The 16,468-nt window shown below is 57.4% G+C and carries 14 protein-coding genes and 3 pseudogenes; 10 read left to right on the forward strand and 7 right to left on the reverse strand.

Features of this window, described 5'->3' with window-relative positions:
* Window positions 1-53: 53 nt before the first annotated feature.
* Window positions 54-245 (reverse strand): CsbD family protein, encoded by a 192-nt coding sequence (locus tag MRBLMR1_RS09450; RefSeq protein WP_500064196.1) that lies wholly within the window; start codon window positions 243-245, stop codon window positions 54-56.
* 279 nt (window positions 246-524) lie between these two features.
* Between MRBLMR1_RS09450 and MRBLMR1_RS09455 the strand changes: the two genes are divergently transcribed.
* Together MRBLMR1_RS09455 and MRBLMR1_RS09460 are read left to right on the forward strand one after the other, a co-directional pair.
* On the forward strand, window positions 525-1,325 hold the full coding sequence (locus MRBLMR1_RS09455) for an alpha/beta fold hydrolase (protein ID WP_500064198.1): 801 nt from the start codon (window positions 525-527) through the stop codon (window positions 1,323-1,325).
* Window positions 1,322-2,455 carry a PAS domain-containing sensor histidine kinase gene (locus MRBLMR1_RS09460; protein WP_500064200.1) on the forward strand — a complete coding sequence of 378 codons (1,134 nt, stop codon included), beginning with the start codon at window positions 1,322-1,324 and terminating at the stop codon, window positions 2,453-2,455. The genes MRBLMR1_RS09455 and MRBLMR1_RS09460 overlap by 4 nt, the downstream gene beginning before the upstream one ends.
* Window positions 2,456-2,566: 111 nt before the next feature.
* Here the strand turns inward: MRBLMR1_RS09460 and MRBLMR1_RS09465 are convergent, their stop codons facing one another.
* Window positions 2,567-2,692, reverse strand: a complete 126-nt coding sequence (locus MRBLMR1_RS09465; protein WP_500064202.1) for a hypothetical protein — start codon at window positions 2,690-2,692, stop codon at window positions 2,567-2,569.
* A gap of 445 nt (window positions 2,693-3,137) precedes the next feature.
* On the opposite strand from MRBLMR1_RS09465, the pseudogene MRBLMR1_RS09470 reads away from it, so the two are divergent.
* Window positions 3,138-3,649, forward strand: a pseudogene (locus tag MRBLMR1_RS09470) (recombinase family protein); the annotation flags it as partial.
* 85 nt (window positions 3,650-3,734) lie between these two features.
* On the opposite strand, the pseudogene repC reads toward MRBLMR1_RS09470, so the two are convergent.
* Window positions 3,735-4,057: pseudogene (repC, locus tag MRBLMR1_RS09475) on the reverse strand (replication initiation protein RepC); the annotation flags it as partial.
* A gap of 217 nt (window positions 4,058-4,274) precedes the next feature.
* Between repC and MRBLMR1_RS09480 the strand changes: the two are divergent.
* Window positions 4,275-4,458 (forward strand): annotated as a pseudogene (locus MRBLMR1_RS09480) (IS30 family transposase); the annotation flags it as partial.
* A gap of 209 nt (window positions 4,459-4,667) precedes the next feature.
* On the opposite strand, the gene kdgR reads toward MRBLMR1_RS09480, so the two are convergent.
* The gene (gene kdgR / locus MRBLMR1_RS09485; RefSeq protein ID WP_500064205.1) at window positions 4,668-5,456 is read right to left on the reverse strand and encodes a DNA-binding transcriptional regulator KdgR; all 789 of its coding nucleotides are present in this window, start codon (window positions 5,454-5,456) and stop codon (window positions 4,668-4,670) included.
* A gap of 305 nt (window positions 5,457-5,761) precedes the next feature.
* On the opposite strand from kdgR, the gene bglB reads away from it, so the two are divergent.
* The 6 genes from bglB (at window position 5,762) to MRBLMR1_RS09515 (ending at window position 12,543) form a co-directional block, all read left to right on the forward strand.
* On the forward strand, window positions 5,762-6,823 hold the full coding sequence (bglB, locus tag MRBLMR1_RS09490) for a beta-galactosidase BglB (RefSeq protein WP_500064210.1): 1,062 nt from the start codon (window positions 5,762-5,764) through the stop codon (window positions 6,821-6,823).
* A 98-nt stretch (window positions 6,824-6,921) separates the two neighbouring features.
* Window positions 6,922-8,316 carry a family 4 glycosyl hydrolase gene (locus MRBLMR1_RS09495; protein ID WP_500064213.1) on the forward strand — a complete coding sequence of 465 codons (1,395 nt, stop codon included), beginning with the start codon at window positions 6,922-6,924 and terminating at the stop codon, window positions 8,314-8,316.
* Window positions 8,313-9,197, forward strand: coding sequence for a carbohydrate ABC transporter permease (locus MRBLMR1_RS09500; RefSeq protein WP_148144739.1), 885 nt, complete (start codon window positions 8,313-8,315; stop codon window positions 9,195-9,197). Before MRBLMR1_RS09495 ends, MRBLMR1_RS09500 begins: the two co-directional genes overlap by 4 nt.
* Before the next feature lie 2 nt (window positions 9,198-9,199).
* Window positions 9,200-10,108: a carbohydrate ABC transporter permease gene (locus tag MRBLMR1_RS09505; RefSeq protein WP_500064217.1), complete on the forward strand. Its 909-nt coding sequence runs from the start codon at window positions 9,200-9,202 to the stop codon at window positions 10,106-10,108.
* Between the two features lie 4 nt (window positions 10,109-10,112).
* Window positions 10,113-11,228, forward strand: a complete 1,116-nt coding sequence (locus tag MRBLMR1_RS09510; RefSeq protein WP_404945395.1) for an ABC transporter ATP-binding protein — start codon at window positions 10,113-10,115, stop codon at window positions 11,226-11,228.
* A 55-nt stretch (window positions 11,229-11,283) separates the two neighbouring features.
* The gene (locus MRBLMR1_RS09515; RefSeq protein WP_206827733.1) at window positions 11,284-12,543 is read left to right on the forward strand and encodes an ABC transporter substrate-binding protein; all 1,260 of its coding nucleotides are present in this window, start codon (window positions 11,284-11,286) and stop codon (window positions 12,541-12,543) included.
* 376 nt (window positions 12,544-12,919) lie between these two features.
* Here MRBLMR1_RS09515 and MRBLMR1_RS09520 read toward each other — a convergent pair whose 3' ends face one another.
* From MRBLMR1_RS09520 to MRBLMR1_RS09530, 3 genes are read right to left on the reverse strand one after another with little or no spacing between them, the layout of a single operon-like run.
* A complete protein-coding gene (locus tag MRBLMR1_RS09520; protein WP_183685322.1) occupies window positions 12,920-13,363 on the reverse strand; it encodes a hypothetical protein in 444 nt (147 codons plus the stop codon).
* Between the two features lie 55 nt (window positions 13,364-13,418).
* Window positions 13,419-14,729: an HlyD family type I secretion periplasmic adaptor subunit gene (locus MRBLMR1_RS09525; RefSeq protein ID WP_500064222.1), complete on the reverse strand. Its 1,311-nt coding sequence runs from the start codon at window positions 14,727-14,729 to the stop codon at window positions 13,419-13,421.
* On the reverse strand, window positions 14,719-16,446 hold the full coding sequence (locus MRBLMR1_RS09530; protein WP_500064224.1) for a type I secretion system permease/ATPase: 1,728 nt from the start codon (window positions 16,444-16,446) through the stop codon (window positions 14,719-14,721). Before MRBLMR1_RS09530 ends, MRBLMR1_RS09525 begins: the two co-directional genes overlap by 11 nt.
* Window positions 16,447-16,468: the final 22 nt, after the last annotated feature.

The following is a 16,468-nucleotide window of genomic DNA, read 5'->3' on the forward strand; positions in this document are numbered from 1 at the left end:
CATAAAAAATGGCCCGCGTTTGCGGGCCATCACTCATTCTGTGGCAGGAACGATCAGGTCTTGTCGACGACCTTTTCCACCGCGTCCTTGGCTTCACCCTTGGCCTGCTGTGCATCACCCTTTGCTTGCTGGGCGGCACCCTTTGCCTGGAGCTTGTTGTTGTCGGTGGCGCCGCCAACGGCCTGCTTTGCCTTGCCGGTCATTTCATTCGCCTTGCCGGAAACTTTATCAGCTGTGGAACCCATAATGGGATCTCCTGTATCAAGCGGGGACGCACGGTCTTCCAAGTCGCTATCCGGTCATCTGCCGGGGAAGTCCATTACCAGACCGTTTAACGATCCGCTTGATGAGTGAACACTCGGGGAGCCACATCGTTCCCAATTCAGCTGGCCAACTCGCGAAAGGACGGCTTCTGGTGAGCAACCAACACTGTTTACATGGACGAGCAACCGGAAACGCAATAGTCTGAGGAGACTTTCCATCCGAACCTCGAGAGGTGGCAAGATCCTCTTGATGGAAAGCCAATGTCAGTTCTCAGCAAAAACAACGTGAAAGCCGCCGGCTCAGGCGATCGCACCATGGTCTTCGCCCACGGGTTTGGCTGCGACCAGACCATGTGGCGGTTCGTGGCACCTCATTTTGAGCAGACTTTCAAAGTCGTCACCATGGATCATGTCGGTGCTGGCCAGTCCGATCTGTCAGCGTACGATCCTGTAAAATACGCATCTCTCGATGGCTATGCCGCAGACATCGTCGATCTCTGTCATGAGCTCGGGATCCGAAATGGAATCTTTGTCGGACACTCGGTGAGCGCGATGATTGGTGTAGTCGCGTCGCTCAAGGCCCCTGAAATCTTTGATACACTGATCATGGTTGGCCCCTCCCCTCGATACATCAACGACGGTGAGTACGTTGGTGGATTCGAGCGATCGGACATAGACGAGCTGTTGGCCTCGTTTGCGGATAATCCTCTCGCGTGGTCGGCGACCATGGCTCCGGCGATCATGGGTAACGCCGAGCGGCCAGAGCTTGGCCAGGAGCTCACACAGAGCTTCTGCCGGACTGCCCCGCAGATCGCGCTTCAGTTTGCGCGTGCCACGTTCACATCCGACAACCGTGCCGATCTGCCTAAGGTGACCGCGAAAACTCTGATCCTTCAATGTCGCGACGACATTATCGCCGGGGAAAACGTCGGCGAGTATGTTCGAGACCACGTCGCGGGCAGCAAGCTCGTCCTTCTCGACGCCACCGGACATTGTCCTAATCTCAGCGCACCCAACGAAGTCACGAGGGCGATCATGGATTTCGTCCAAACATCGGCATGACGGAGCGGCAGGCTAACCTCGATTACAAGCAACTATTCGACGATGCGCCATGCGGCTACCTTCTGGTCGCGCCCGATGGGGTAATTATCCAAGCCAACAACTGGATATCGTCACTTCTCGGATATCCATCCGGTGGGATTGATGGGAAGCGGCTGCGCGATATTCTCAGCATTGCCGCACGCATTCTTTACGAGACCAATCTTGCACTGCTGCTGAGGCTGCAGCAGGGCGTAAGTGAGGTCACCATTGATCTCAAGAGACGCGATGGAAAAGCCATTCCCGTGATCATGTCTGCTTCGCAGACACTTGATACGGCCGGTCTACCTGACACGACGCGTATTGCGTTTGTGCTGGCTGCCGAGCGCCGGTTGTATGAACGAGAGCTGGTCAGCCAGCGAGACAGTGCCGAAGAGGGATTTCGGCAGGAACAGGCGGATGGGGTTCTTCGGGAGCAGTTTGTAGCCATTCTCAGCCACGATCTCCGAAATCCCGTTGCGTCGATCACTGCGGCCACGCGTATGCTGGCTAAGGAAGCGCTTAGCGACCGGGGCAAACAGGTCCTTGGACTGATGCAAGGCAGCGCGCTGCGGATGTCGAGCCTGATCGAGAACATCCTCGACTTTGCTCGCGCCCGGCTAGGAACTGGTATCGGCCTGAGCCTGCAAACGGAACAGTCGCTGCAGCTCTTGATCGACCAGGTTGTTCAGGAACTGCGAGCGGTTCATCCTGATCATGAAATTCTCGCGTCCTACGAGCCTCTCCAGCCGCTAACCTGCGATCCCCTGAAAATCGGACAGTTGGTATCGAACCTTCTCGGCAATGCCTTGACCCATGGGGACAAGACCCAACCCATTCGCCTTGATTGTAAAACGAGACACGGCCAACTGCGCCTGTCCGTCGCTAACGGCGGCAAGCCTATCCCGGATGCAGTGATCCCAACTCTCTTCGATCCCTTTGTTCGCGGACAGTCTGAGGGCTACAAGGACGGACTCGGTCTGGGACTATTCATTGCAAAACAGATCGCAACAGTGCATGGCGGTACTCTGGACGTATCCTCAGGAGAGGACGAGACCATGTTTACCTTTACAATGCCGTTGAACGGACCAGGCGGGTCGGTTGAATACAGATAACAATCTGCGGCAGTAGAGCCCACCGAAGGCATTCCGGGTAATCCGGAACAAACGCGGGGATGCCTGCTTATGACCCTACCCAACCAAGGTCAAAGATGGCATTCGATGTACTCATTCTTGAAAGATCAGGCACTGATAGCGATGGAGATCGAAGATCCTGTCCAGTCGCTCGGCTGTCATGTGGCCGGTGTCGCGGCATAGAAAGCCGATGTTGCGGGTGTCAGGGGTCTCTGACATTGGCCTCGTCGACATTAACTTTGCTCGATGGCGCGACGGGCCCAGAAATCGGAAAAAATCTCGCGCTCAATTGGGATAATGCCGGTCTATCGCTACCATATTTACCTTATTGGGCCGACTGCACTGCCAGTCTCGATTGAAGCCTCAGAACTCCAAGAACAAACCAAAGCACGAAGGAGGATGATGTGGCTGCACTAAGGTGAGCCATAGTCTGATCCAATTCTGTCGTTCAGCCGATCCAGAACCGCTGCTATCTTCTTCCATTTCGCTATATTCACGAATTCCCGCCTAGAACGGCCGCCACAGCGCCCTGCACATCATCTTCGGCCCTTCACTCGTACGCCACCGCGTTTGACGTCTCACGGGGCTGGATTCTTCACATAATACACGCTTGCTCACACATTCCTTATCTGTACAAAGCACCAGATACTCACGCGAGAAAGTCATGGCAAAACGACAGGCCGTCAATCCAGCGTCGGCCCCCAAACGTCGTATCGGCTATGCCCGCGTGTCGACCGACGATCAGGTCCATGATGCGCAGATGGACGACCTGCGCGCGGCCGGCTGCGAGCGGATGTTTCAGGAGCACAGTACTGGCGCTTCACGGGCCCGGCCGGTGTTGACAGACTGCTCGGAGATCTGACTGCCGGCGACGTGCTTGTCGTCGTCCGGCTGGATCCCCTTGCCCGCTCCATTAGCAATCTGTTGCAGGTGATCGAGGATCTTGAAGAACGCGGCGTTCGTTTTCGATCTATCGGCGATCCGATCGACACGTCCTCCCCGCAGGGGATGTTTTCCCTTCAGGTCCTTGGCGCCGTCGCCCAGCTCGAACGGGCACTGATCGCCGAACGGACTAAGGCTGGTATCAAGGCGGCAAAAGCGCGCGGCAAGCTGCCAAGCAATCCCGGGCTGCGAAAGCGGCGGTCAGAGGCGATCGAGGCGTTGTCGAAGGCACAAATACTAGATCATTCAGTTAGATAGCACAGTGGTCAGCTGACCACTGTTATTTCTCTTAAATAAATCGGCAAAAGCTTGCGCGCGTTTATCCCGCTCGCTCCGCCAAAGGCTCTCTTACATGCGCTTTCATAAGGGCCATGATCATTGGTCCGAGTGAGAATTCGCCACGGGTCGACCGCTGCGTCAGACTGCGTAAGTAACCGCCGGCTGAGCTAATCATGTTGGCTCTTTCGAGGATGCAGGCCACGGCGGTTGCTGCGTTTTCGGGTCCCACCGCCTCGCAAGCATCCTGATATGCGGACGGGGGTTATCCCGAGACGAGCGGATAACAACCTTGGCGGGCACAAGGTCCCGCCAGTTGCAGATGCCCTCACCAGGTCCGTAATCCGAAGTCTGAGGGCATGCCTTGCAGCCGAGTACATTTAATCCGTAATTTCAATGGCTTCTCTTTGAAAATTTTCGCTTGTCCCGATACTACCAGCAACCGCTCCTCGCCGATCGGCATCATCTTCACGGGTTTGCCTGAACAGAAAGTCTCGGTCAACGAGATGGCCCGACAGCAGTGACGTTGTCGTTGAACTATATCTCGCGAGATCCATGGCAAAACCTCCCATGACAACGAGCCTCCTCAGTTCAGCGCTTTGCACGTCAGAACTTTACTTTAGATCGCGCCATGCAGTTCGCTGCATTTCGGGCATTGGAAGATGGTATCGACGTACGTATCCAGTTCTGCGATCCATGCGCGCCATGGCTGAAATGTGCGATAGAAAACGCAAGCGAGCGCATCCGCCGCTTCTTGCCGTCAGACCTCAAGGTTGATGTCCCAAGCAATGTGGAACCAGATCGCACGCATTCTCAACGCAGAAAATGCCTAGGCTACAGGACGCCGACTGAAGCGTTCATGGCCAATTTGCAGGAAGACGCCGGCTCCCCTACCCTGCGAAATACACATGACGCACTTGGAGTAGCTTCTCCAGTGGGTGGTTTCGAGGATGTTTGCCCAAGGCGACTTAGCCATTCAGCCGCTAAAGCCGAGGCTCTTCGAAGCCATCTGTCCGGCCTCCAATAATATCCGAACATATGTGGATTTGCGGGCCGGATCGAAGCGGAATAGCGGAAATGAGATACTGATTGCTGCGATTGACTTTCCCAGATGATCGCGAATGGGTACAGCCATGCATCGTACTCCTACCTCACTCTCCTCCAGTTCCTCCGAATAACCGTCTTCGCGGATACGGATCAGCTGTTCACGCAGTGTCTGAACATCAGTAATCGTTTTCGGCGCCAGTTTCTCGAATGTCATCTTAGACAACCGCTCGGCGATTTCCGTTTCATCGCGATAGGCAAGCAACGCCTTTCCAAGAGAGGTGCTGTGCAACGGATTACGTTTGCCGAGCGGAGAGTTCATCGACAGGCTATAGGCACTGTCGTATTTGTGGATATAAGCGACGCGCTGTTCTCGCTCGTCCATCACCCCAAGATTTATGGACTCGCCAGTCTCACGAGAGAGCACGCCCATAGCACGGTCTGCTGCCTGAAGCAGATGTGTCTGGCCACGCAGTGTGCGCGCGCCCAGCCCAAACAATTTCAATGTCAGCCGATATTTTTCGGTCTCCTCCTCCTGTTCGGCATAGCCGAGATCAACAATTGTCTGCAGCAATCGGTGTGTGGTGGCCTTCGACGTCATGGCTCTTTGAGCGATATCGCCCAGGCTGGAGCGCCCTTCCTCAGCCAGCGTTTCAAGGACCGAGAAGACCTTCAAAACCGCAGCCACATTGTCAGATTTATTGCGCGAGGCGTCAGACATCGATCACTCCAAAAAAATAGAATTACATTTTGAAAATATTGCAGCACATTGTCAACCTCTGCCGCACCGCCGAAAAATCCCTTTAAAACCTTAGTTCTTGCGGTTTGAGAGGTTTCTATCGATAAATCCTGAGCGCCCATTGCATTTCATTTTTTTGTATGCTTCCTTCAAATTCAGAATGAAATCGCGTTCCGATTTCGTGGCCGGGCGCGGAGGTCCGGCGGCACTGGAGGGAAGTATCTTTGACTATGCATGCGCTTCTGCGGCAGAAAAATTTCGTGGCGCCGAGACAGGAAGTCTTGGGCTTGATCCAGCGACTCGCGGATAATCTCGTCGCCATAGAAGACGAGACGGGCGAATTTCTGCTGCGTCTTGAAGATGGCCGGGTGATCGACACGAAGGGCTGGGCCGGTTGGGAATGGACCCACGGTATCGGACTTTATGGTCTGTTCAATTACTGGCAGCAGACCGGCGACCAGAAGGCGCTCGACATCATCACCTCATGGTTCGATGCGCGTCTGGCCGAAGGTACCCCGACGAAGAACGTCAATACCGTCTGCCCGTTCCTGACGCTTGCATGCCTCTATGAACTCAACCCGAACCCGGCCTGGAAGCCCTACCTGGAAACTTGGGCGGAGTGGGTGATGCATGAAATGCCGCGCACGAGCGAAGGCGGCATCCAGCACATCGTTTATAACAACGTCAATCATCAGCAGATGTGGGACGACACGCTGATGATGAGCGTCATGCCACTGGCCAAGATTGGCCTGCTCCTTGACAAGCCTGAATATGTGGAAGAGGCGAAATACCAGTTTCTCATTCACACCCAGTATCTGGCCGACCGCAAGACCGGACTGTGGTTCCACGGCTGGACCTTCGAGGACAAGCACAATTTTGCCGAAGCGCTCTGGGCACGCGGCAATTCGTGGATCACCATCGCCATCCCGGAATTTCTCGATCTACTCGACCTGCCGGAAGGCGACGCGTTCCGGCGTCACCTGATCTCGACGCTGAAACGTCAGGCTGAAGCGCTGGCAGAACATCAGTCGCCGTCCGGTCTCTGGCACACGCTGATCAATGATCCGCAAAGCTATGTGGAATCCTCGGCTGCCGCCGGCTTCGGTTACGGGCTTATGAAGGCCGTGCGCAAGCGTTACCTCGGTCCGGAATATCTTCCCGTGGCGGAACGTGCGGTGAACGGTGTGATCGGCCATATCGATGCGGCCGGTGAATTGCAGAACACGTCCTTCGGCACGGCCATGGGATCAGATCTCGATTACTACCGCCAGATCAAACTGACGGCAATGCCGTATGGGCAGGCGATGGCGATCCTATGCCTGTCGGAATATTTGCGTTCCTATATCTAACGACCAACCCGGGGGTTCCGGGCATTTCATGACCTTGTGATACGCCCGGCGCCTGTCGCCGGGCCGATGAACGCTGTCCTTTTTAGGAGGAGGAAAGCATGCATTCGCAATCAGTTTCCGAAATCACGTTAGCCTATATCGGCGGCGGCTCACTGAATTGGGCTCAGGTCCTGATGGCCGATCTGGTTCACGACCGTACAGTGGCCGGCGAAATCCGTCTGTTCGACCTCAACCTGGAAGCCGCGCAGCGTAACGCAGCGATCGGCAATCGTCTCTCTGAAGCCCACGGGCTTTCTATTCGTTATACCGCAAGCGAGACAATCGCGTCGGCTTTGACCGGTGTCGATTTTGTCGTCGTATCGATCCTGCCGGGATCGTTCGACGACATGGCAAAGGATCTCGAACTGCCGGAAGCCGAGGGCATCATTCAGGCGGTTGGCGACACCGTCGGGCCTGGCGGATTGGTGCGCGCCATGCGTGCGATCCCGGCCATGGCCGAAATCGCCGAAGCGATCCGAAAATATGCGCCCAAGGCCTATGTGTGCAATCTGACTAACCCTATGTCGGTCCTAACGGGCGCGCTTTACGCCGCTTTCCTCGATATCAGGGCATGGGGCGAATGCCACGAAGTCACCAAGCTGCGCCACATTATCGCCTGGCTCGCCAATCGGGCAGAAGGTGCGATCCGTTACGGTTTTCGCGATGTGCAGGTTAATGTTCTCGGCATCAACCACTTCACCTGGGTCGACCGCGCCTTCGTCGGTGGCCGGGACTGGCTACCGGACTATCTGAACTTCGCGGCGGAAAATCGCGAAAAGGGCTGGCGCGCCAAGCCCCTGGATCCGAACGACGAATTCCAGCGCTATTTCGAGGACGTCAACAGAGTCAAGTTCGATCTGGCCTCGCGCTTCGGCATAGCGGCTGCGGCGGGTGACAGGCATCTTGCCGAATTCCTGCCCGCAAGCTGGTATCTCAACCGCGCATCCGAATGGGGCTTTGGCCTGACACCGGTGGATTGGCGCCGCCGCGATCAGGCCAAACGCCGGGAAGACGCACGCCTAGCTGAGACTGGCAACGAAGTGCCACCACTACGGACAGTCTCGGAAGAGGCCCTTGTCGGGCAGATCCGCGCGTTGACCCGTGGCGAGACGCTAGTCGTCAACGCCAACATGCCCAACATCGGTCAGATGCAAGGCTTTGCACCGGGCACTGTCGTCGAGACCAATGTGCTGTTTTCCGGTCATGGGGTGCGCCCGATACATGCCGGACATTTGCCAGCAGCCGTCGAGGCTTTGGTAAAACCACATGCGGAGCGTCAGAATGCCGTATTGCAAGCGGTCCTCGCTGGTGACGGCGCAACTCTCGAAGGCCTGTTCCTTTCCGACCCGCTGGTTGCACCGCTAGGTCAGGACCGTGCCGCAAAACTGTTCCGGGCCATGGTTGCCGCGACAGCCGCGCGCCTGCCGGAGAAGTTGAGGAGGTTCTCTGCATGAGTGGCGATAGTCGACTTCTCGGCTTCTGGTACGTCCTGCCGTACCTGATCGGCCTGCTGGTTTTCACGGCCATACCGTTTCTTGGCTCGCTCTACCTGTCGTTTACCGATTACCGGTTGATGCAGGGCATGGATTTTGTCGGACTGCAAAACTACATCGACATTCTGACCAGTGACCGCACATTCACGCGGTCCTTCAACGTGACGATGCTCTTCGTGGCGCTAACCGTGCCGCTAAAACTGGCCTTCGCGCTTTTTATCGCCAGTATCCTCAACTCCAAGCTCAAGGGCATCGGTATTTTCCGCACCGCCTATTACGTGCCCTCCATTCTTGGCGGCTCGATCGCTGTCGCGGTTTTGTGGCGCTACATGTTTGCCGATGTCGGTATGGTCAACATGGCTTTGACCGGCCTTGGTTTCAAAGCCATCAACTGGTTCGGCAATCCCGGTACGGCGCTGTTCACCATCACCATCCTGCGCCTGTGGCAGTTCGGGTCGGCCATGGTGATTTTCCTGGCGGCGCTGCAATCGATCGACAAGTCGCTTTACGAGGCGGCGGCCATCGATGGCGCAAAGCCGTGGCGGGCCTTCTTCGCCGTCACCCTGCCGCTTCTGACGCCGGTCATTTTCTTCAACATGATCATGCAGATGGTTCAGGCCTTCCAGGAGTTCAACGGACCTTATGTCATCACCAGCGGCGGCCCCTTGAAATCCACCTACCTGCTGCCGCTGTACATCTATGAAATGGCCTTCAAGAAATTCGACATGGGGTATGCCTCCGCCATCGCCTGGGTGCTGTTCACAGTCATCATGGTGCTGACGCTCATCGCCTTCTGGTCGTCGAAATACTGGGTCTATTACGCTGGCGACAAGAGGAGCTGACCATGAGTGACAGTATCATTCACTCCGACGACAAGGCCATCGAAGAGGCCGAACAGTATCTTGCCGTGCAGAGGCGCCGCGAAAAGATAACGCTGACCATCCGCTATACGATCCTGACGGTTGTTGGCCTCATCATGCTTTATCCATTGATCTGGCTGGTCGGCGCAAGCTTCATGACCAATAAGGAAATTTTTGGCAGCGCCGGCTTCATGCCAGCGAACCCGGTAATGGACGGTTATATCGAAGGCTGGCAGACGTCGACGCCCTACACATTCGGTCGCTTCTTCTGGAACACGTTCCTGATCATCGCGCCGAAAACGATCTGCACGGTGATTTCCTGCACGGTGGTTGCCTACGGGTTTGCCCGTTTCGACTTTCCCGGCAAGAAGATTCTGTTTGCCGCCGTGATCGGCACGCTACTTCTGCCCAACGTTGTTACCCGCATCCCGCAATACATGCTTTTCAACGAACTCGGCTGGCTCGACAGCTACCTGCCGCTCTGGGTGCCGTCCGCTTTCGCCGGCGATGCGTTCTTCGTCTTCCTGTTGTTGCAGTTCTTGCGTTCCATTCCGCGTGACATGGAAGAAGCGGCGCGCGTGGATGGCGCCACCAGTTTTCAAGCACTGATCTACGTGGTCGTGCCGATGCTGGTGCCTGCGATGATCTCAGTCGGACTGTTCCAGTTCATGTGGACCATGGACGATTTTCTCGGCCCGTTGATCTACATCTCTTCGGTTGAAAAATTTCCTGTTTCATTGGCGCTCAAACTGTCGATCGATACGGCTGAATCGTTCGAGTGGAACCGCATCCTTGCCATGTCAGTGCTGGCGCTTCTGCCGTCGTTGCTGGTGTTCTTCATGTCTCAGAAATACTTCGTCGAAGGCATCTCTGCCGGTGGCGTAAAGGGTTAATCCAATGGCACAATTGACTATCCGTAACCTGGAAAAGGTCTATAGCGGCACCATCAAGGCGCTTCACGGCATCAATCTCGAAGTCAAGGACGGGGAATTCATGGTGCTGGTCGGTCCTTCCGGCTGCGCCAAGTCGACAACGCTGCGTATGATTGCAGGCCTGGAAACCGTTTCCGGCGGCCACATCACAATCGGCGAAAAGGTCGTCAACAACCTGCCCCCGGGTGACCGTGGCATCGCCATGGTCTTCCAGAACTACGCGCTCTATCCGCATATGAAGGTGCGCAAGAACCTCTCCTTCGGGCTCAAGCTGGCCGGGGAAAGCAAGGAGGAGATTGCAAGGCGCGTTGCTGAAGTCGCCGAGGTGCTGGAAATCGAGCCCTTGCTAGACCGCCTGCCCAAGCAGCTCTCCGGCGGCCAGGCCCAGCGCGTAGCGCTCGGACGTGCGCTGATCAAGAAGCCGGAAGTGTTTCTGTTCGACGAACCGCTTTCCAACCTTGATGCCAAGCTGCGTGCGTCCATGCGCGTACGCATCACCGATCTGCATCGCCGGCTGAAGGAGCAGGGGCAATCGTCCACCGTGGTCTACGTTACCCATGACCAGGTCGAGGCGATGACGATGGGCGACAGGATCTGCGTCATGAAGGACGGCCACATCATGCAAGTGGATGATCCCGAAACGCTCTATGCCCGGCCGGCAAATGCGTTTGTTGCAGGTTTCATCGGCATGCCGGAAATGAACCTTGTCAGTGCCAGCTTGAGCCGCGGCGAAAGCGGGCCGGTCGTGACCTTCGGAGACCAATCGATCCAGTTCGGCAAAGAACTCGCAGCGCGTCTACAATCGGGTGTGGACGGCGATGTAACCTTCGGCGTGCGGCCGCAGCATTTCCGCCTGGCAGAACCGGGTGAGGATGCCTTGATAGCGAAGGTCATCAAGGCGGACTTCCTTGGGCATGAAGTCGATGTGCACATTACCATCGGCGGTCAGCGTTTTACCATCGTTCTGCCTGTCGAGAACTTCCGCAAGGCTGTCGTTGACGGCGCCATCCGTATTCGCCCGGAAGAGGAACGGGTTTTCATCTTCGACCGCGCAAGCGGTTTGAACGTCAGCTTAGCCTGAGGGCGCAGCCGACGACTATGTCACCGATGCAGGGTTTCAGGAGGAAAAACGCATCATGAGTAAGAAATCGATACTGAAGGTTCTATCTGTTACACTGGCAGCGTCCGTGGTTGCCACAAGCTTCGCTTCGGCGGCGGATCTGCGCATGTCCTGGTGGGGTGGCGATGGTCGCCATGTCGCCACGCAGAAGGCTTTGGAATACTGCTCGACGAAGACGGGGCATAAGGTCAAGGCCGAGTTCGCCGGCTTCGAAGGTTATCTCGAAAAGCTGACGACGCAGATGGCCGGCAGCACCGAGGCCGATATCATCCAGGTCGACTGGCCTTGGCTCTTCCAGTTTTCCAAGAACGGCGATGGTTTTGCCGATCTCAAGCAGTTTGCCGGCGAGCTTGACCTGACCCAGTGGAATGACAGCCAGCTGGCGCCTGCCATGATCAACGGCAAGCTCAACGGGGTACCGGTTTCCGTTACCGGCGCCACCTTCTACTTCAATGACGAGATCTACAAGAAGGCCGGCCTTGAGACGCCGAAAAGCTGGGATGATCTCGCCGCAGCGGCCAAGAAGCTGAACCCGCAGGGCCTCTATCCGTTCGATACCACCCGCGTCATCCTGATGCTGATGGTCGAAGCCTTTGCGGCACAGATTTCCGGTCAGGAATTCGTCAAGCCCGGCACCAATGAGCTGGCCTGGACTGCAGAAGACATCGCCGGTGCACTCAAGCATTACCAGTGGATGGTGGATAACGGTATCGTACGCTCCGCCAAGGATGCGGCCGGTGTCGGCAATATCGAAATCTTCGACGATCCGGCCTGGGTCACGGGCAGGATCGGCGGCACCTATTTCTGGGATTCGACCTATTCGAAATACGATGATCCGCTGACGGTCGGAAAGCTGATACCGGCCGCTCCGCTGCAAATCCCGGGAGCGAAATCGGATGGCGTCTACAAGAAGCCGTCAATGGTCTTCTCGATCTCCAGGCATTCGAAGGATCCGAAAGCCGCAGCCCAGGTGGTCAACTGCCTGCTGAACGACAAGGAAGCCATCATGATCCTTGGCGACAGCCGCGGCCTTCCTGCTTCGGCTATTGCCAAGTCGACGCTTGAAGCCGCAGGCAAGCTGACACCGGAACGTCTCGAAGGCGCGAAAATCGTTGCGGCGGCCTCTGGCCCGACCATGTCTCCGCTGATCGAGCATCCGACGGTTCAGGAACTGTTCAAGGACGTCATCGAGCAGTTTGCTTATGGCCAGCTGACGGCCGATGAGGCCGGCCAGGAAATCGTCGATGGCCTGACCAAGGCCCTGCGTCGCCTTTAATCATTGCGATGGCCCATGTCGAAGGGCATGGGCCATAATAACGGCTGCGCGACATGTGTCGCCTCAACCCAGAAATGCCTCAACATCCCTATCTCACGCTGGGAGCCGAACGCGTGATTGCTGTTTCCGTACCAGATGAAGCCAGTCGGCCGATACACGGCTTTCTAATGGCGGGGATCCCGTCGCTTATCTCAGTTATCGCGACAGCTCGTTTTTCGCTCAGGCTCTTCCGAAAACCATTCTTTAAACGAGCGCAATTCGAACTCCATACAGTCTATGAGGAACGCGATGTCCGCAGCTTGAAGGCAAGGTCGATGGCGGGCGACGGCGTTGCGAGGAATAGCAGACTCGCAGACCTCCAAACCGCAGCGCAAGCTCAGCCAATCAGCATGGCAACAAAAGCGTCGTACAGCGAGAAAACAGTAGTCCCAACGCGATTGTCATGGATTTCCACCAGCAGCATTACCAAAAGGATAAGATTACCGGTGATCAAAAACGGCTTGGCCCAGTTGCGATGACCGGAGACTACAGGTTCGATATCGCCTTCCAACGCTTTCGCCGGACCTGCACCGAGCGCGACATGCGCTTCGGTAAATTCGACCGAGCGACGTATCGCCTCGATTGTGGTGCTCAGCTTGCGTATTTCCTCATCAAATCCCGGCGGTGCGGCTGCGGGTATCACCGCCGGGCTGCGGGCAACGGTCTGGCGCTCGACACGCACGATACGCGAGCTTTCCTGCGCCGTATTGTCCTGCCCGATGTCTCCGCGGCGCAGCAATTCGCCGGCAATTGAGTGTACGTCCGAAAGTCTGTTGTCCATGTTACTCCCTCAATACTCCGTGAGGCATTCTCGATAGGAACGGTTCCAGTCGCGATCAGCTTTCGCGCATTGCGTGACGCAGCTGATCGGAAAGCGGCTTGATCATGTAGGACAAGATCGTGCGGTTTTCGGTCTGCATGAAGACTTCCGCGGGCATACCTGGCTTCAGCATCGTGTCTCCCACCTTGGCGATCTCGGCTTCGGGGATGCGCAGCCTTGTCAGGTAATAGCTCGCACCGGTCTTTTCGTCGGTGGTCAGATCCGGCGAGATGTCGATAACCAGCGCGCCGAGCTCCGGCGTCACCCGCTGGTTAAGCCCACTCAGGCGAACGCGAGCATCCTGACCGCTGAAAACCTGATCGACATCGGCCGGCGCAATCATCGCCTCGACGATAAGTTCGTCGTCTTCGGGGATGATGTTGACCAGCGTCTCGCCCGGTGCTGCAACGCTGCCGATCGTATGGACATTGAGCTGATGCAGAGATCCGGCAATCGGCGCGCGGATTTCGAGTTTGCGCAGTCTGTCGAGGGCGGCCACGCGTTCCTCATTCAGCTTGGCGATCTCAGGACGTTTCTGGTCGAGTTCGGTCAGCACGCTCTCATAGAAAGCTTCGTCCACCTGGATGAGCTTCAGTTCCGCCTGGGTCTTGGCCTGTTGCGTCTCGATGATTTCAGCCGTCAATGCGGACTGGCTGCCGGTGAGTGAAGCCTTCTCGCGTTGCATCGCGATCAGCTGCGATTGAGTGATCAGGCCGCGAGCATTCAGGCTGTCGTAGCGACGCAATTGATCATCGACCAGCGCCATATTGGCGTCCACCGCTTTGCGCTGCGCCTCGAGCGCCGAGATCTGTTCCGCGAATTGTCCTACTTGTTTCTCCAGCTGAGCCTTCTGGCTGCTCCTCGTCATCTGGCGGGCAAGCTTGAGCATGATCTGCGCCTCGGCCAGCAAGGTACGCCGGTCGGTCGGCACGAAGGAGAGTTCGGCTGGAAGATCAATACCTGTGCGCCCCGCCTGTTCTGCAAGAAGACGCGCTTCCTGCACCATGAGCTGCGCAAGCTGGCCTTCGATGATGCCGAGATTGGCGCGAGCAGTCGTCCCATCGAGGCGGAAAAGCAACGCGCCGGCCTCGACGCGATCTCCCTCGTTGACGACGATTTCCGAGATGATACCGCCATCGGCATGTTCGACCTGCTTGGCGCGACCGAGAACGATGATCTTGCCGGCAGCCATCACGGCGCCGCTGATTTCGGCATAGGCTGCAGCGGTGCACACGCCTCCGAGGAAAAGCCCCCCCACACCGATCGCCAGGAACAGCTGCTTGCGGATGGCGCTGGTGATGGTCCTGTCGAGTGTGTCATAGCGCATTGGCGACCACCTTTCCGGGCTGCTGCGAGCCGCTGAGCATCGAGACATTGGAGAGTATCTGGTCCTTGTCGCCGAACGCGACCTGTTGGCCATTCTGGATGATCAGGACCTTGTTAACGGCAGCCAGTGCGCTTGCGCGATGCGCGACCACGACGACGATGCCACCGCGTTCGCGAATATCCATCATTGCGCGGGAAAGCGCCTGTTCGCCCTCGACATCGAGATTGGAATTGGGTTCGTCCAGAACGACGAGGAACGGGTTGCCGAAAAGCGCGCGGGCGAGGCCGACACGTTGCCGCTGGCCAGCGGAAAGGCGCGCGCCGGCCTCGCCGATCATCGTGTTGTAACCCTCGGGCAGACCGGCGATGAGATTGTGGATACCGGCCATCTTGGCGGCGGCGACGATTGCCACGACATCGGCATCCTTGTCGAAGCGGGCGATGTTTTCCGCAACCGTTCCCTCGAACAGCTCGACATCCTGCGGCAGGTAGCCGATGAAGCGGCCGCGATCCTGATCGCTCCACTGGTCGATCGTCGAACCGTCGAGGCGGATGGCACCCTTGAGCACCGGCCAAACGCCGACCAAGGCGCGGGCAAAGCTCGTCTTGCCGGAGCCGGAGCCGCCGATGATCCCGAGCCCGTCACCCGCCTGCAGCGAGAACTCGACACCCTGAAGGAGCACGAGAGGTTCTCCCGGCGCACTCGTTGCGGCATCCTGAACGGTCAGTTCCTGCCTCGGCAGCGGCAGACCTTCCAGCCCCTTGTCGACATCGCATTGGAGCAGGACCTGGTTGAGGCGACCGGCGGCCTGCCGGCAGGCGATGAAGGATGGCCATTGACCGACGGCCTGTTCGATCGGCGCGATGGCGCGGGCCATGATGATCGACGAGGCGATCATCACCCCGCCGGAGATTTCCTGCTTGATCGCCAGATAGGCGCCGAGCGCCAGCATGGCCGATTGCAGGATCATACGCAGGAGCTTGATGACCGATGAGTAGAAATTGCTGCGGTCGGTCGCCATCTGCTGCGAGAAATAATAGGGCTCGACCAGTTCCGAAAACCGGTCCGACAGCCGCCCCAGCATGCCCATCGCGTTGACCACTTCGGAATTGCGCCTCGCGCTGTCCATGATCTTCGATTGCGCGGCGGTACGCATGCCCACTTCTTTGGTCGGGCTGCGCGAGGCGAACTCGTTGCAGATGACCAGCACGAAGATCAGCGCGCCGCCGGCAAGGGCCAGATAACCAAGCGCGCTGTGCATGATGAAGACCAGCGCAAAATAGAGCGGCATGAAGGGAAGGTCGAAGATTGAGGCCGGGCCTTGCGAGCCGAGGAAGCGGCGGATCGTATCGAGGTCACGGCCGGGATGAACGCCCGAGCCCTTCGAACCAAGCAGCACGGGAAGACGGATGTTGGCACGCAGCGACGGATTGCAGAGCCGTGTATAGACCCGCATGCTGATCCGCAGAAGCGCCTTGGAGCGCAGGATGTCGAGCATGCCGCTGAACAGATAGAGCGACAGCGTGATCACCGACAAGACGACCAGTGTCGGTACGCTGCTGCTCGAAAGCACCCGGTCATAGACCTGAAGCATGAAGATCGGCCCGGTCAACATCAGGATATTGAGCACGGCGCTGATGACGAAGATGCCCCAGAATGCCGACCGGCAGGTCCGGATGGCGTCGGCGACCGAGAGATTGCGATTACGTTTCAACATGAACTCGCCCCAGTATCCGGCC

The sequence above is a fragment of the Neorhizobium sp. LMR1-1-1.1 genome (assembly GCF_040675795.1).
Classification (GTDB): Bacteria; Pseudomonadota; Alphaproteobacteria; order Rhizobiales; family Rhizobiaceae; genus Neorhizobium; species Neorhizobium cellulosilyticum.

Bases quoted from the DNA above. Each gene is read 5' to 3' on its own strand.
- kdgR (WP_500064205.1), bottom strand. From the start codon at position 5,456: ATGTCTGACGCCTCGCGCAATAAATCTGACAATGTGGCTGCGGTTTTG.
- MRBLMR1_RS09505 (WP_500064217.1), top strand. From the start codon at position 9,200: ATGAGTGACAGTATCATTCACTCCGACGACAAGGCCATCGAAGAGGCC.
- MRBLMR1_RS09450 (WP_500064196.1), bottom strand. From the start codon at position 245: ATGGGTTCCACAGCTGATAAAGTTTCCGGCAAGGCGAATGAAATGACC.
- MRBLMR1_RS09520 (WP_183685322.1), bottom strand. From the start codon at position 13,363: ATGGACAACAGACTTTCGGACGTACACTCAATTGCCGGCGAATTGCTG.
- MRBLMR1_RS09500 (WP_148144739.1), top strand. From the start codon at position 8,313: ATGAGTGGCGATAGTCGACTTCTCGGCTTCTGGTACGTCCTGCCGTAC.
- MRBLMR1_RS09495 (WP_500064213.1), top strand. From the start codon at position 6,922: ATGCATTCGCAATCAGTTTCCGAAATCACGTTAGCCTATATCGGCGGC.
- MRBLMR1_RS09515 (WP_206827733.1), top strand. From the start codon at position 11,284: ATGAGTAAGAAATCGATACTGAAGGTTCTATCTGTTACACTGGCAGCG.
- MRBLMR1_RS09530 (WP_500064224.1), bottom strand. From the start codon at position 16,446: ATGTTGAAACGTAATCGCAATCTCTCGGTCGCCGACGCCATCCGGACC.
- MRBLMR1_RS09525 (WP_500064222.1), bottom strand. From the start codon at position 14,729: ATGCGCTATGACACACTCGACAGGACCATCACCAGCGCCATCCGCAAG.
- MRBLMR1_RS09465 (WP_500064202.1), bottom strand. From the start codon at position 2,692: ATGTCAGAGACCCCTGACACCCGCAACATCGGCTTTCTATGCCGCGAC.
- MRBLMR1_RS09455 (WP_500064198.1), top strand. From the start codon at position 525: ATGTCAGTTCTCAGCAAAAACAACGTGAAAGCCGCCGGCTCAGGCGAT.
- MRBLMR1_RS09510 (WP_404945395.1), top strand. From the start codon at position 10,113: ATGGCACAATTGACTATCCGTAACCTGGAAAAGGTCTATAGCGGCACC.
- MRBLMR1_RS09460 (WP_500064200.1), top strand. From the start codon at position 1,322: ATGACGGAGCGGCAGGCTAACCTCGATTACAAGCAACTATTCGACGAT.